Annotated in this window: 11 protein-coding genes; 6 read left to right on the top strand and 5 right to left on the bottom strand. The window is 70.6% G+C overall.

The window, feature by feature from the left end; all coding sequences use genetic code 11:
- Positions 1-57: 57 nt before the first annotated feature.
- The 5 genes from ACFQRD_RS09675 to ACFQRD_RS09695 form a co-directional block, all read right to left on the bottom strand.
- Positions 58-2,067, bottom strand: coding sequence for a beta-galactosidase (locus tag ACFQRD_RS09675; protein WP_377803995.1), 2,010 nt, complete (start codon positions 2,065-2,067; stop codon positions 58-60).
- A 53-nt stretch (positions 2,068-2,120) separates the two neighbouring features.
- The gene (locus ACFQRD_RS09680) at positions 2,121-3,476 is read right to left on the bottom strand and encodes a serpin family protein (RefSeq protein ID WP_377803997.1); all 1,356 of its coding nucleotides are present in this window, start codon (positions 3,474-3,476) and stop codon (positions 2,121-2,123) included.
- An 86-nt stretch (positions 3,477-3,562) separates the two neighbouring features.
- Entirely contained in the window at positions 3,563-4,480 is a 918-nt protein-coding gene (locus ACFQRD_RS09685) for a carbohydrate ABC transporter permease (RefSeq protein WP_377018880.1), read from the bottom strand.
- Complete coding sequence (locus tag ACFQRD_RS09690; RefSeq protein WP_377803999.1) at positions 4,477-5,361, bottom strand: carbohydrate ABC transporter permease; 885 nt, start codon at positions 5,359-5,361, stop codon at positions 4,477-4,479. Before ACFQRD_RS09690 ends, ACFQRD_RS09685 begins: the two co-directional genes overlap by 4 nt.
- Positions 5,358-6,692 carry an ABC transporter substrate-binding protein gene (locus ACFQRD_RS09695; protein WP_377804001.1) on the bottom strand — a complete coding sequence of 445 codons (1,335 nt, stop codon included), beginning with the start codon at positions 6,690-6,692 and terminating at the stop codon, positions 5,358-5,360. The genes ACFQRD_RS09690 and ACFQRD_RS09695 overlap by 4 nt, the downstream gene beginning before the upstream one ends.
- Positions 6,693-7,045: 353 nt before the next feature.
- Here ACFQRD_RS09695 and ACFQRD_RS09700 point away from each other — a divergent pair, with 353 nt between their 5' ends.
- The 6 genes from ACFQRD_RS09700 to ACFQRD_RS09725 all read left to right on the top strand — a co-directional run bounded on the left by ACFQRD_RS09700 (position 7,046) and on the right by ACFQRD_RS09725 (position 14,517).
- Positions 7,046-8,743 (top strand): sodium:solute symporter family protein, encoded by a 1,698-nt coding sequence (locus tag ACFQRD_RS09700; protein ID WP_377804003.1) that lies wholly within the window; start codon positions 7,046-7,048, stop codon positions 8,741-8,743.
- Positions 8,744-8,765: 22 nt separating this feature from the next.
- On the top strand, positions 8,766-9,089 hold the full coding sequence (locus tag ACFQRD_RS09705) for a hypothetical protein (RefSeq protein WP_377018875.1): 324 nt from the start codon (positions 8,766-8,768) through the stop codon (positions 9,087-9,089).
- A 133-nt stretch (positions 9,090-9,222) separates the two neighbouring features.
- On the top strand, positions 9,223-10,728 hold the full coding sequence (locus tag ACFQRD_RS09710; protein WP_377804005.1) for a S10 family peptidase: 1,506 nt from the start codon (positions 9,223-9,225) through the stop codon (positions 10,726-10,728).
- 4 nt (positions 10,729-10,732) lie between these two features.
- The gene (locus ACFQRD_RS09715; RefSeq protein ID WP_377792295.1) at positions 10,733-12,664 is read left to right on the top strand and encodes a glycoside hydrolase family 15 protein; all 1,932 of its coding nucleotides are present in this window, start codon (positions 10,733-10,735) and stop codon (positions 12,662-12,664) included.
- Between the two features lie 34 nt (positions 12,665-12,698).
- Positions 12,699-14,177 (top strand): NAD-dependent succinate-semialdehyde dehydrogenase, encoded by a 1,479-nt coding sequence (locus tag ACFQRD_RS09720; RefSeq protein ID WP_377804007.1) that lies wholly within the window; start codon positions 12,699-12,701, stop codon positions 14,175-14,177.
- A 19-nt stretch (positions 14,178-14,196) separates the two neighbouring features.
- Entirely contained in the window at positions 14,197-14,517 is a 321-nt protein-coding gene (locus ACFQRD_RS09725; RefSeq protein ID WP_377018871.1) for a DUF3870 domain-containing protein, read from the top strand.
- Positions 14,518-14,522 lie beyond the last annotated feature (5 nt).

A 14,522-nucleotide genomic window follows, 5' to 3' on the forward strand; every position in this document is an offset into this window, starting at 1 on the left:
CGCAGGCCGCCCGCGCGCAGACCGACCGCACCAGGCCGCCCACCGCGGTATGCCCGCTCAGCTCTCGCGGACCACTGCCGCGGCGCCGGCGTGGACGGTCACGGCGCCTTCGACATCGGTGGCCGAGAGCATCTCGTAGCCGCTGACCTGCACCACCTGGTCGCGGTCGGAGTGGTTGAGCACGAACAGGTAGGTGGTGCCGTCCTCCGCGAAGCGACGCACCGCCTCGACATCGCGGTGCAGCCCCACCGCCGACGGCTCCACGCCGGCCGCGGCGACGATCTCGGCCACCAGGGCCTCGAGCCCCTCGGCCGACGGGCGGGCGGCGACGTACCAGGCCGCGCCCTCCCCCACCGGGTTCCGGGTCACGGCGGGCCGGCCGTGCAGCGGCCCGTCGGCCCAGCTGCGGATCGCCTCGGCGCCCTCGAGGCGGGTCTTCTCGCTCCACAGGTCCGCCTCGGTGCCGTCGTCCAGATGCAGCACCTGGCCCTCGAGCAACGGGCAGAACTCCTCGGTGCGCACGCCGAGCAGGTCGCGGAAGGCGCCGGGGTAGCCGCCGAGGCGCACGTGGTCGTTCTCGTCGACGATGCCGGAGAAGAAGGTGATGACCACCTGCGCGCCGGCGCGCGCGGCTGCGGCGAGGCGGTCGGCGTCCTCGTCGCGCACGGTGTACAGGGTGGGGGCGAGCACCAGCTCGTAGCCGGTCAGGTCCGCGTCGAGGGGCACCATGTCCACGCCCACGCCGAGGTCCCAGAAGGCGGTGTACCAGCGCAGCAGCTCCTCGCTGTAGCGCAGCGCCTGGGTGGGGTGGGAATCCAGTTCGCTCGCCCACCAGGAGGGATAGTCCACGATGATCGCGATCCGGTTCAGGACGCGGCTGCCGCGCACCTCGGCCAGTGCTTCCAGGGCGCGGCCGAGCGCGACGGTGCTGCGCCAGATGTCGGTGTCGCGGCCGGCGTGGGGCACCATCGCCGAGTGGAACTTCTCGGCGCCCGCGCGGGACTGGCGCCACTGGAAGAACATGACCCCGTCGGCACCGCGGGCCACGTGCGCCAGGGAGTTGCGCAGCATCTCGCCGCGGCCCTTGGCGCGGTTGCGAGGCTGCCAGTTCACGGCGGAGGTGGAGTGCTCCATGAGGATCCACGGGTCGCCGCCGGCGACGCCGCGGGAGAGGTCCGCGGCCAGCGCCAGCTCGATCTGGCCGCGCGGGTCGTCGGCGATCAGGTAGTGGTCGTTGGCCACGAGGTCGAGGTCATCGGCCCAGGAGTAGTAGTCCATCCACTTGGTGTCGGACTTGAGCATCAGGTTCGTGGTGGTGGGGATCTGCGGGGTGATCTCGCGCAGCACGTCGCGCAGGGCCCGGTAGTGGGTCAGCAGCTCGTCGCTGGAGAAGCGGGCGAAGTCCAGCTGCTGGGTGGGGTTGGCGTAGGTGGGGGCGGCCCGCGGCGGCAGGATCTCGCGGAAGGTGTCGTAGCGCTGGGACCAGAACGCCGTACCCCAGGCCTCGTTGAGCGCGTCGATCGAGCCGTACCGGCGCTCGAGCCAGGCGCGGAAGGCGGCCGCGGCCCGGTCGGAGTAGTCGTGGGGGACGTGGCACCCCAGCTCATTGTCCACGTGCCACAGCGCGAGGGCGGGGTGGTCGCCGTAGCGTTCGGCCATCATCCGGGTCATGCGCACCGCGTACTCGCGGAACAGCGGGGAGGAGACGGCGTAGGCCTGGCGCCCGCCCTGACCGAGCACGGTGCCGTCCTCGGTGACGGGGAGGATCTCGGGGTGGTGGCGGGTCAGCCACGGCGGCGGCGACGCGGTGGCGGTGGCCAGCGCTACCTTGATGCCGGCCTCGCCGAGGCGGTCCATGGTCTCGTCCAGCCAGGTGAAGTCGTAGTCGCCCTCGCGGGGCTCGATCGTGGCCCAGGCGAAGATGGCGACGCTGACCAGGTTCACTCCGGCCTCGCGCATCAGGTCGATGTCCTCGAGGCGCACCTCCTGCGGCCACTGCTCGGGGTTGTAGTCGCCGCCGTAGGCGATCCCCTCGACGCCGACGGGCCAGGGTCGTGCAGCAGTCATGTCTCCTCCATCGCGAGATCATTCGGGAAGCGCTTCGGCCAGCATAGATGCCGTCATCGCGTCTGCGTCGGATCGCCGATCCAGCCGACGACGAGCGGGGCGAGCGTCGAGGTCTCGTAGGCGACGACCAGGAAGGGCGAATCCAGCACGAGTTCGTGCTCCTCCGCGGGCGCCGAGACCGCCTCGGCGACGACGGCGGTGGCCGCGGCCGCCTCCATGCCCTCCTCGTCCACGGTGATCACCGCCTTCTGGATCACCTGCGAGATGGACAGGTCCGTCTCGGCGGTGATCCCGGAGAAGTCGGCCGCCCCGGCCTCGAAGGCATCGCGCAGGCCCAGCTCCTGCAGCGGCCCCGACAGCTCGCCGTCCCAGTCGATGTCGAACCCGGGCAGGGTGAGCTCGGTGGCGCCGCCGGTGGCATCGAGCCCGCTCAGCAGTGCCGAGAGCCCGGCTGCCGTGTCCTCGGCGCTCTCCGCCCACGCGTCGAGCACGGCGGCCACGTCCTCGAGCGGCTGGACGAGAGCGAGCGCGAGGTCGTCCCCATAGGTCTCCAGCGCCGTCGCCCGGCACAGCTCGTCCTCGTACCAGCTGCCGGTCGTTCCGCTGAGCATCTCCACGCTCTTCTCCTCGCCCTCGGCGGTGGTGAACGTGCCGCCGGAGCGGGTCAGCGTGTCCTGCCAGGCCGCCTTCAGGTGCAGCGCATTGACCAGCACCAGCCGTGTCTGCGCATCGAGGGCGTCCTCGGGGACCAGGTCCTCGATCAGGTCGTTCGTGGCCTCGGCGACCCAGTCGTTGATCCGCTGGCGGGCCTGCTCCCGCTCGGCGTCGTCGGCGAAGTCCGCCTCGTAGACGCCGCTGGCGAAGTAGGTGGCCAGGCCCTCGAGGAAGCCGTCCTCGACGGCCATGCCCTCCTGCAGCCAGGTGCCGTTCACCAAGGACGCGACGGGCGGCTCCGGGGCGTCGTCCTCTGGATCCTCGCGCTCCTGATCGCCGACGGCGGCCAGCACAGTGGCCAGGGTGTTGGAGACCTGGGCGAGCTCGTCGATGCTCCCGCCGAGAGCCTCCTCCATCTGGGCGCGGGTGTCCCCGGCTGCTCCCAATCCGGCCATGGTCAGCGCGATCTGGGCGGACAGCGGTGAGCACACGGCGTTGACGGCGCTGCGGTCGATGCCTGCCCACAGCCGCGCCGTGAAGGGCACGACGCTCTCGCCGGCGCCCTCGGGCGAGCCGGGCTCGGCACGCGGCAGCTCGGCTCTCAGATCCGGCTCACCGGCCTCGCCCTGCCCGTCGTCCCCGCAGGCCGCGAGAGCGACCGACGCGAACGGGAGGGCCGCCCCGGCCGTCAGGACGGAGCGCCGGCGCCACTCCGGGCGGCGTGCGGGACGGGACGGAGCAGCAGTGGTGGCCATGTCCTCATCGAAGACGGGACGACGGCCCGGTGCAAGGGCTCCGGCGTGGCGAATCGGCCCCGGGGCCGTGCGGGGCCGGGGCGAGATCACCCCTTGACCGACCCCTCCGTCAGCCCGCCGCGCCAGAAGCGCTGCAGGACCAGGATGAGGATGGCCAGCGGGATCACCGACAGCAGCGCGCCGCCGACGGTGAGCTGGTAGAACTCCGGCAGCCGGTCGGTCTGGGCCCGCCAGTTGTCCAGGCCCAGGGTGATCGGATAGAGCGTCTCGTCGGCCAGCATCACCAGCGGCAGCATGTAGTTGTTCCAGATCGCGACGAACTGGAACAGCACGATCGTCACCAGGGCCGGGGTGAGCTGCGGCAGCGCGAGCCGGTGGAACAGCCCCAGCTCCCCCACCCCGTCGATCCGGCCGGCCTCCAGCAGCTCGTCCGGGACCGCGGCGCTGGCGTAGATCGAGGCCAGGAACAGACCGAACGGGCTGACCAGAGAGGGGATCAGCACCGACCAGTAGGTGTTCGTGATCCCGATGGAGCTGAACAGGAAGAACAGCGGCAGCGCCACCGCGGTGCCGGGCACCAGCACGCCGCCGAGGACCAGCACGTAGACCAGGCGCCGGCCCGGGAAGCGGTACTTCGCCAGGGCGTACCCCGCGGCGGCCGCGAAGTAGGTGGCCAGCACCGAGCCGACTCCCGCGTACAGCACGGAGTTCAGCGCCCACCGCGGGAAGATCCCGCCGTTGGCCGAGAGCACCGCGCGGATGTTCTCGAGCAGCTGGAAGTCCTGGCCGAACCAGAAGCCGCTGGTGCCGAACAGGTCCTCGGTGGACTTGGTGGCGTTGACGAGAACCCAGTACACCGGCACCAGGAAGTAGATCGCGATGACGGCGAGGATCGCGGTGACCAGGATGGTGGTGGTCGGTCTGCGCCCCGCCTCGCGGGAACCGGAGCGGCCGTCGGCGACGGGCGCGGCGCGGCGGCGGGTGGGGGTCTGCGTGGTGGTCATCGGCGCTTCTCCGTCCAGGAGGAGACTCCCAGCGCGATCGCCGAGAGCACGAAGGCGGAGACCGCGATGATCACGGCCTGCGCGGCGGCCATGCCGACGTCGTTGTACTGGAACGCGAAGGCGTAGGCGGCCATGTTCGGGGTGTACTCCGAGGTGATCCCGGCGCTCATGTTCTGCATCAGCCGCGGTTCGGCGAACAGCTGCAGGGTGCCGATGATCGAGAAGATGATCGTCAGCATCACCGCGGGGCGGATCAGCGGCAGCTGGAGGGAGCGGACGATCCGCATCGGCCCGGCTCCGTCGATCTTCGCCGCCTCGTACAGCTCGCCGGGGATCGCCTTGAGCTGGGCGATGATGATCAGCATGTTGTACCCGGTGTAGGTCCAGGTCACGATGTTCGCGATCGACCACAGCACCAGTTCGGGGGCCAGGAAGTCGATGTCGATGCCGACGATCCCGAGGACGTCCACGATGGGGCTGAGCCCGGGGATGTACAGGAAGGACCACAGGATCGTGGCGATCACGCCGGGGATCCCGTAGGGCAGGAAGTAGGTGGCGCGGAAGAAGCCGGGCCACCTCGCGCTCGCGCTCTCCAGCAGCAGCGCGAGGATGGTGGCGGCGACGATCATCACCGTCACCTGGACCACGCCGAACAGGATCATCCGCCCGATGGAGGCGATGAAGTTCGCGTTCGACAGCGCGGCGACGTAGTTCTCCAGCCCGGCGAAGGCGCTGGTGACGCCCTCCTCGCCGAGCAGCCCGGAGCGTTCGACGCTGGTGAAGCTGTAGCCGATGGCCATGATGATCGGGATGATCATGGTGCCGATGAACAGCACCAGGAAGGGCCCGAGCAGGAGCCAGGGGGCGGTCTTCGATCTCATCGTGCCTCCTCCGCGTCCAGTCCGATCTCGCGCATGATCCGGACGATCTCCGCCTGGGTCTCGGCGAACATGTCCGTCAGCGGGACCTCGCCGGTGATGGCGCCGTTCATCCCGTCACCGAGGATCGCCATCACGCGCTGCATGAGCGGCGCCCAGGTCCACTCGAGGTTCTGGCCCTCGGCCATGGGGACGAACACCTCTTCGTTGTAGTTCTGGCCGGAGAAGAACTCGGAGGGCTCCTGGCGGACCTCTCCGATGTAGTCGGCCGCCGGCGACCAGCCGATGCCGGAGTTCTCGATCATGGCGTCGATGCCGACGGGGTCCGTGCACATCCAGGTCAGGAACTCCAGCGCTTCCGCAGGGTGCGCACTGTTGGACAGCACCGCGGCCGATGACCCGCCGTGGGCGCCCGAGGCGAAACCGTCCTCCCACCTGGGCATGGGCGCGACCGCCCATTTCCCCTCCGCCCCGGGCGTGGTCTGGATCAGGGCATCGCTCCAGGAGCCGGAGATGGAGGCGAGCACGTCCCCGGCTCCCGCCGCGGCGTACCAGGGCGTGGAGAAGGCGCCGTACCCGGTGCCGACGAGCTTCTCGGCGAGGATGCCGTCCCAGAACTCCGCGACGCGCATGGAGGCGTCGTCGGTCATGTTCACGATCCAGCCGTCCCCCTCCGGGGTGAACCACTGCGCGCCGGACTGCATCGCCCACGCGACCGGATGGGAGCCGTCGCCGGGGTCGAGGGTGATCAGCTGCTTGCCGGCCTCGGCCACGGTCCCGGCGAGCTCGTGGAACTCCTGCCAGGTCGCCGGGGCCTGCAGCCCCATCTCCCCCTCGAGCACCTCGCGGTTGTAGAAGGTGCCGACGGGGCCGGTGTCCTGCGGGACGGCCCAGTAGGCGTCGCCGACCTTGATCTGGGAGACCGCGCCGGGATCGAAGGCGGACTCCTGGTCCGCGAAGCCGTACCGGGTGAGGTCCACCAGCGCGCCCGCGAGCGCGAACTCGGGCACCGACCGCAGCTCCACCTGGGCGATGTCGGGGCCGCCGCCTGCGGCGACCGCGGAGAGGATCTTGGCGTAGCCGCCGTCGTTGCCGCCGGGGATCCAGGTGGTCTCGACACGGATGCGGTCCTGGCTGGCGTTGAAGACGTCGGCGACCTTCTGGAGGTCCTTCAGCCACGCCCAGTAGGTGAGGGTGACGGGTCCGTCGGCCGCCGGGATGGTGGCCTCGGCGTTGACGCCGCCGGGGTTGGGCGGCGCGCACGCGGCGGCGGCAGCGGCCAGGGCGGCCGCTCCCGAGCCGGCGAGCGCTGAGCGCCGCGAGAATCTGCTCATGGGGCTGGTCTCCTCTCCTCGTCCTCGAGGGTGAGGCCACCATAACCGCACGCCCCGAACGTTCCCCGAACCCGGCGGGAAGCGGTTGCCGTGTCGGCCGGTCCGCCGGCCGGAACAGCGGCCCGCACGGCCGCGCCCGATCGGGCGGAACCGCCCATACCACCCCATGGATCTGTGACGTCCGACGCGTCTGGCGCACACCCGCGCAGATCACCGAAACGTTTCGGTTATCCCGCTCCTACTCGGTGGTAGCGTGACCGGCCGTCAGCACGAGCTGCCCTCCGCCGGTGCGCCTCCCTCCTCGGGTCCACGCCGGCGGCGGCCCCTCTTTTCCCACGTTCCAAGGATTCCTCATGGTCGACATCCGCCTGGATGCACAGTGGATCGACTACGCGATCATCGCGTTGTACTTCGCGTTCGTCCTCGGCGTCGGTTGGTACGCCAAGCGCGGCGTCTCGAACTCGATCGAGTTCTTCCTCTCCGGTCGCTCCCTGCCCGCCTGGGTCACCGGTCTCGCCTTCATCTCCGCCAACCTCGGCGCCGTCGAGATCATGGGCATGTCCGCCACGGGCGCCCAGTACGGCCTGCCGACGATGCACTACTTCTGGGTCGGCGCGATCCCGGCGATGCTGTTCCTGGGCGTCGTGATGATGCCCTTCTACTACGGCTCCAAGGTGCGCTCGGTCCCCGAGTTCATGCGCATGCGTTTCGGCACCGGCGCCCACCTGGTCAACTCCCTCAGCTTCGCCGTCGCCCAGCTGCTGATCGCCGGCGTGAACCTCTCGCTGCTGGCCACGATCGTCAACCGCCTGCTGGGCTGGCCGATCTGGGTGGGCCTCGTGCTCGCCGCGGCGTTCGTGCTGTTCTACATCACCGTCGGCGGTCTCTCCGCCGCCATCTACAACGAGGTGCTGCAGTTCTTCGTGATCGTCGCGGCCCTGCTGCCGCTGACGCTGATCGGTCTGCACCGCGTGGGCGGCTGGCAGGGCTTGACCGAGCGCGTCGCCGGTGACGGCATGCTCGGCTCCGAGCAGCTGCACACGTGGCCGGGCGAGCAGCTCTCCGGCTTCGACAGCCCGGTGCTGTCGGTGGTCGGCATCGTGCTGGGCCTGGGCTTCGTGCAGTCCTTCGGCTACTGGACCACGAACTTCGTCGAGGTCCAGCGGGCCATGGCCTCCAAGGACCTCACCGCCGCCCGGATGACGCCGATCATCGGCGCCTTCCCCAAGATGTTCATCCCCTTCATCGTCATCATCCCCGGCATGATCACCGCGGTGCTGGTGAACGAGATGGTCGACTTCAAGCAGTACGCCTCGGCCGGAGACGCCGAGGCGGCCGCCGCCACGGGCGTGACCTACAACGACGCCCTCCTGCTGCTGATGCGCGACGTGCTGCCCAACGGTCTGCTCGGCGTCGCGATCGCGGGCCTGCTGGCCGCGTTCATGGCCGGCATGGCCGCGAACATCTCGGCGTTCAACACGGTCGCCAGCTACGACCTGTACCAGCAGTACGTGAAGAAGGACGCGCCGGATGCCCACTACACGTTCGTGGGCCGCGTCGCCACCGCCGCCGCCTGCGTCATCGCGATCTTCACCGCGCTGATCGCCGGTCAGTTCTCGAACCTGATGGACTACCTGCAGGCTCTGTTCGGGTTCTTCAACGCGCCGCTGTTCGCGACGTTCATCCTGGGCATGTTCTGGAAGCGGATGACGCCGACGGCCGGCTGGGCCGGCCTGGTCGCCGGCACCCTGGCGGCCGTGGGCCTGTGGGCTTCCTCGACGTTCTTCGGCGTCTTCGAGCTGCCCGGCCAGGGCCTCGCCTTCGTCAGCGCCTTCGCCGCGTTCGCGGTCGACATCGTCGTCTCCGTCGTGGTCACGCAGTTCACCGCTCCCAAGCCGGTCCTCGAGCTGAAGGGCCTGGTGTACTCCGAGACCGCGAAGGCCGACCTGGTCGATCCCGAGGAGAAGAACCTCGCCTTCTACCGCCGCCCGGTTCCCATGGCCTTGATCGCTCTGGGCCTCGTCGTCATCCTGAATATCGTCTTCGCGTGAGCGCGGACGGAGGAGATCACTCATGAGTGCACACAAGGACAGCAGCACCGCCGACGTCCCCGACGGCACGCACGTCGAGACCACCGGGGCCTTCGACATCCGCAATTTCATCGGCGCCCTGATCGGGCTCTTCGGCATCGTCGTGACCCTGATGGGTCTGTTCGCCTTCACCGAGGCGGAGGCCGCCAAGACCGGCGGGGTCAACGCCAACCTGTGGGCGGGCCTGGCCATGATCGTGGTCGCGATCGCGTTCGTCCTCTGGACCAAGGTGGACCCGCTGCGCATCGTCGTGCGGGACAACGAGGAGGGTGCCGAGGCACCTCGGGACATCGCTCCTCTGGAGTGAGGGCCTGAGACCCCGCTCCCTCTCCGCAGGACCGATCCCGGCCCGCCTGCCCGATGCTCCTCGGGCCGGCGGGCCGGCGTCGTCGGGGCCCGCGTAGCATCGAGGCCGACGCCCCCGACGTGAAGGAGCACGAGTGAACGCCGAGTCCACCACCCCCGCCCCCGAGACCGGCAAGGGCGCAGACGCCACCCCCGTGCCCGAGGACAATCTGGTCACCACGCTGCACTCGCTCGCGCTGGCCGACGGGCCGCTGGACTACACGGCCACCGCCGGCACCGTGGTGCTGAGGGAGGAGCCCGAGGGTGAGGAGTACGGCCGCGCCACCGCCTACGCCGAGCTGTTCTCCGTCTCCTACGTCGCCAGCGCACCGGCCCCGGGCGGCTCGGAGGCGGCCCGGCCGGTGGTGTTCGCCTTCAACGGCGGCCCCGGTGCCTCGACGGTGTGGCTGCACCTGGGGCTGCTCGGCCCGCGCCGGGTGGACGCCGGCGACGCCGGCTCCCCGGCCGCCCCGCCGCACCGGCTGCTGGACAACGACGAGACGATCCTGCGCCACGCGGACCTCGTGGTGGTCGACGCGATGACCACCGGCTACTCCCGGCCCGTCCCCGGCCAGAAGCCCGACCGCCACCACGGACTGGCCGCGGACCGCGACCTGATCGCCTCCTTCGTCATCGACTGGCTCACCCGCAACCAGCGCTGGACCTCCCCGATCTACCTGGCCGGGGAGTCCTACGGCACCACTCGCGCCTCCGCCGTGGCCGCCCGCCTGATGGACCGCTACTACGTGGCCGTCGCGGGCATCGCCCTGATCTCCCCCGTGCTGGACTTCGGCACCATCCGCTTCACCGAGGGCAACGATCGCCCCTACGTGCACTACCTGCCCACCTACGCCGCCATCGCCCACGCGCACGGCAAGCACGAGGAGCGACTGCTGCAGGACGTGGTCGACGAGGCCGAGGCCTTCGCCGAGCAGGAGTACCCGGCCCTGCTCGCCGCGGGGCTGCGCCTGTCCCCCGAGCAGAAGCTGGAGGCCGCCGCCCGCATCGGCTCCCTGATCGGCGTGGACCCCGACTGGGTCGAGCGCGCGGATCTGCGCGTGGAGCACCAGGCGTACCTCGCCGAGCTGCTGCGGGACCAGGGCCTGGTCGCCGGCCGCATCGACGGGCGCTTCACCGCTCCCGCCGGGGACGGCAACGCCGCCGCGATGGAGACGGACCCCTCGATCGACCAGCTGGCCCCGGCCTACACCGCGACGATCAACCAGTACCTGCGCCGGGAGCTCGACTTCACCAGCGACGTGGTCTACGAGATCATGTCCGCCCGCGTGCACCCGTGGAGCTACAAGGACTTCGAGGGCCGCGCCGTCGAGGTCGCCTCTGACCTGGCGCGGCTGCTGCGCAAGTCCCCGCACACCCGGGTGCTGGTCTCCCACGGCTACCACGACGCCGCGACCCCGTTCCATGCCAGCGAGCACGTCCTGGCCCAGCTCGCCATTCCGCGAGAGGACTTCGCCGAGCGGATCCGCATCGAGTACTACGAGGCCGGGCACATGATGTACTGCCACGAGCCCAGCCGCCTGGCCCTGTCGCAGCATCTTGCCGAGTTCGTCGGCGCGGCGGAGCCGGAGATGGTGGACTGATCTCATGACGGCTCCACGCATCGAAGAGCACGCCCTCCTCTCCGACCAGCGCACCACGGCACTCGTGACGCGGGAGGGGGACATCGACTGGCTGTGCATGCCGCGCTTCGACGCCGACGCGATGTTCACCTCGCTGCTCGGCGACGAGTCCCACGGCCACTGGTCCCTGCGGATCGCCGACGGGGAGGTCCTCTCCCGCCGCTACCTGCCCTCGACGATGGTGCTGGAGACGGTGTGGCGCTCCCCCACCGGCACCGCGACGGTCACGGAGTTCCTCCCGATCGACCTCGCCGACCCGTCGGACGATCCCGCCGCGGACAGCGGAGACGGCGCGGACGGCAGTGATTCCGACGCCGCCGACCGGCCCTCCACCCCCAGCTCCGCCTCGAGCTCCGCCGCCGGCACGGCGACCTCCCTGCGCGGCGACGTGGAGGATCACGCGGACCTGATCCGCAGCGTCACCTGCACCGAGGGCACCGTCGAGGTGGTCCAGGAGCTGAAGATCCGCTTCGAGTACGGCCAGGCCGTGCCGTGGGTGCGCCGCGGCCAGGACGAGAAGGGCGAGAGCGTGCTGATCGCCGTCGCCGGCGGGGACGGCGTCGCCCTGCACGGGCCGGCGCTGAGCGCGCACGGCCGTGTCCACCGCGGCAGCCACCGGCTGGCCTCGGGCGAGAGCGCCTCCTGGGTGCTCACCTGGTTCCCCTCCTGGCAGCAGGTGCCCGCCGCCCCGAACGTCCGCGCGGCTCTGGCCCGCACCACCGCCGAATGGGCCGGCTGGCTGGGGCAGGTCCGGGTGGAGAACGAATACGCCGAACCCGTCGCCCACTCCCTGCTGGTGCTGCGGGCCCTCACCCACCGCCGCACCGGCGGGATCATCGCCGCGGCGACCACGAGCCTGCCCGAGGACTTCGGCGGGGTGCGCAACTGGGACTACCGGTTCTGCTGGCTGCGCGACGCGGCCCTGTCCCTCGAGGCGCTGCTGGCCCACGGTCACATCGATGCCGCCGCCACCTGGCGCGACTGGCTGCTGCGGGCCATCGCCGGCGACCCCGAGCGCCTCCAGATCATGTACTCCATCACCGGGGACCGGAACCTGGTCGAACGCGAGCTCCCCCACCTCCCCGGCTACGAGGACTCGGTGCCGGTGCGCATCGGCAACGGGGCCGCCGGCCAGTACCAGGCCGACGTGGTCGGCGAGGTGATGATCGCGCTGTCGGCGATGCGCGAGGCCGGGCTGGAGGAGTCCGCCTGGTCGTGGCCGCTGCAGAAGGCCCTGGTCCGCTACGCCGTGGACCGGATCGACGAGCCCGACCACGGGATCTGGGAGATGCGCGGCGAGCCCGCCTACTTCACCCACGGCCGCGTGATGATCTGGGCGACCTTCGACCGGGCGATCGATGCGGTCGAGACCTACGGCCTGCCCGCCCCGGACGAGGACCTCGCCCGCTGGAAGCACCTGCGCGAGCAGGTGCGCGAGGAGATCCTCACCCGCGGCGTCGGCGAGGACGGCGCCTTCACCCAGACCTACGGGTCCGCCGAGGTCGACGCCTCTCTCCTGCAGATCCCCCACACCGGCTTCCTGCCGCCGGACGATCCGCACATGCTCGCCACCGTCGAACGGATCGAGCGCGACCTGCTCACCGAGGACGGACTGATCCTGCGCTACCTCACCAAGGGCCAGGACGGGCTGCCCGGGGACGAGCACCCGTTCCTGGTGTGCTGCTTCTGGCTCGTCGAGCAGTACGCCGGCTCCGGCCGTCGCGCCGACGCCGTCCAGCTCATGGACCGCATCCTGGCCTGCGCCAACGACCTCCACCTGATGGCCGAGGAGTACGACGGCACCGCGCAGCGCATGGCCGGCAACTTCCCCCAGGCCTTCAGCCACCTCGGCCTGATCCGAGCGGTCGACGCTCTCGCCCTGACGATCCCCCGCTGAGCCCCGCCAGCAGACGACGAAGGAGATGACCACGATGAGCGATCTGCCCACCGACACCGAGGCCCGCATCGCGGAGCTGATGGACCGCGTGCCCCGCAGCTCCTATGTCGACGGCCGGTTCCTCGCCGCCACCGGGGACCTGGACGTCATCGACCCCGCGACCGGCCGGCCGCTGACCCAGGTGGCCGACGCCGATGCCACGACCGTCGGCCCCCAGGCGCTCGACGCCGCCGTCGCCGCGCAGAGCGACTGGGCGGCGACCACCCCGCGCGAGCGCTCGGAGATCCTGCGCCGCGCCTACGAGCTGTGCCACGAGCGGGCCGATGACCTCGCCCTGGCAATGACCCTGGAGATGGGCAAGCCGCTGAAGGAGGCCTACGGCGAGGTCACCTACGGCGCGGAGTTCCTGCGCTGGTTCAGCGAGGAGGGCGTGCGCCCGCCCGGCGAGTTCCGCCCGGCTCCGTCGGCGAAGCACGCGATCCTCACCGTGTCCCGGCCCGTCGGCCCCGCCTTCCTCATCACCCCGTGGAACTTCCCGCTGTCGATGGCGACCCGCAAGATCGCCCCGGCGCTGGCGGCCGGCTGCACCGTGGTGCACAAGCCCGCCCAGATGACGCCGCTGACCTCGCTGCTGTTCATGGAGATCCTGGCGCAGGCCGGGGTCCCCGCGGGTGTGGTGAACTGCGTGGTCACCTCGGACTCCAAGGGCCTCAGCTCCACCCTGATGTCCGATCCGCGGCTGCGGAAGATCTCGTTCACCGGGTCCACCGCCGTCGGCCGCACCCTGCTCAGCCAAGCCTCTGAGCACGTGCTGAAGGCGTCCATGGAGCTCGGCGGCAACGCGCCGTTCCTCGTGCTGCCCTCGGCGGACATCGAGACCGCGATCACCGCGGCGATGCCCGCGAAGTTCCGCAACAACGGCGAGGCCTGCACCGCCGCGAACCGGTTCTACGTCCACTCCACCGTCGCCGAGGAGTTCACCCGCCGCCTCGTCGAGGAGGCCGAGAACCTCGTCACCGGCCCCGGCGCCGAGGACGGCACCACGCTCGGCCCGCTGATCAACGAGGACGCCGTCCAGAAGGTCGAGGAGCTGGTGGCCGACGCCGTCGACCGCGGCGCGAAGGTCCTCACCGGCGGGCAGCGGCTCGATCGCGAGGGGTACTTCTACGCCCCCACCGTGCTCGGCGACGTCCCGGCCGACGCCCGCGTCAATCACGAGGAGATCTTCGGGCCCGTCGCCCCGATCATCGTCATGGACGACATCGACGAGATGGTCGCCGCCGCCAACGACACCGAGTTCGGGCTGATGAGCTACGTCGCCGGCTCCGACCTCGGTGAGGTCACCGATGCCGCCCAGCGCATCGAGGCCGGAATGGTCGCGGTCAACGTCGGCGTCTCCTCGGATCCCGCCGCCCCCTTCGGCGGCATCAAGGAATCCGGGCTCGGCCGCGAGGGCTCCCACGAGGGCCTGGCCGAATATCTCGAGACCAGCTACGTGCGCCTGCCGATGTGACCGGCATAAGCTTCGCCCCATGGGGACCACGATCTACCTGACCGGCGAGGCCAAGGCGCCGAGCAACAATCCGATCACGTCGCAGTGGGGATTGTTCTTCATCGGCCTCATCGTCGATACTGAGACGCACGTCATCCGGGCTGCGGACTGCACCGCCACGCTGACTCTCACCGTCGAGTTCGTGCGTGAGCTGCTGGTGGGCCGTTCGCTGCTCGAGGATGACGCCCTGGTGGAGTCGATCACCGACAGGTACCACGGGTCCTCGCAGAGGGCGCTCGCCACGTCCGTGCGCAACGCCGCTGCGAAGTACCGCGATCTGTCGGCCGGCATCACCGCATAACTCAC

It is taken from the genome of Brachybacterium sp. GCM10030268 (assembly GCF_042666305.1).
Lineage (GTDB): Bacteria > Actinomycetota > Actinomycetes > Actinomycetales > Dermabacteraceae > Brachybacterium.

What these genes read in the sequence shown, in the direction of transcription:
- ACFQRD_RS09675 (WP_377803995.1), bottom strand. Translation starts at nt 2,067, where the DNA reads ATGACTGCTGCACGACCCTGGCCCGTCGGCGTCGAGGGGATCGCCTAC.
- ACFQRD_RS09680 (WP_377803997.1), bottom strand. Translation starts at nt 3,476, where the DNA reads ATGGCCACCACTGCTGCTCCGTCCCGTCCCGCACGCCGCCCGGAGTGG.
- ACFQRD_RS09685 (WP_377018880.1), bottom strand. Translation starts at nt 4,480, where the DNA reads ATGACCACCACGCAGACCCCCACCCGCCGCCGCGCCGCGCCCGTCGCC.
- ACFQRD_RS09690 (WP_377803999.1), bottom strand. Translation starts at nt 5,361, where the DNA reads ATGAGATCGAAGACCGCCCCCTGGCTCCTGCTCGGGCCCTTCCTGGTG.
- ACFQRD_RS09695 (WP_377804001.1), bottom strand. Translation starts at nt 6,692, where the DNA reads ATGAGCAGATTCTCGCGGCGCTCAGCGCTCGCCGGCTCGGGAGCGGCC.
- ACFQRD_RS09700 (WP_377804003.1), top strand. Translation starts at nt 7,046, where the DNA reads ATGGTCGACATCCGCCTGGATGCACAGTGGATCGACTACGCGATCATC.
- ACFQRD_RS09705 (WP_377018875.1), top strand. Translation starts at nt 8,766, where the DNA reads ATGAGTGCACACAAGGACAGCAGCACCGCCGACGTCCCCGACGGCACG.
- ACFQRD_RS09715 (WP_377792295.1), top strand. Translation starts at nt 10,733, where the DNA reads ATGACGGCTCCACGCATCGAAGAGCACGCCCTCCTCTCCGACCAGCGC.
- ACFQRD_RS09720 (WP_377804007.1), top strand. Translation starts at nt 12,699, where the DNA reads ATGAGCGATCTGCCCACCGACACCGAGGCCCGCATCGCGGAGCTGATG.
- ACFQRD_RS09725 (WP_377018871.1), top strand. Translation starts at nt 14,197, where the DNA reads ATGGGGACCACGATCTACCTGACCGGCGAGGCCAAGGCGCCGAGCAAC.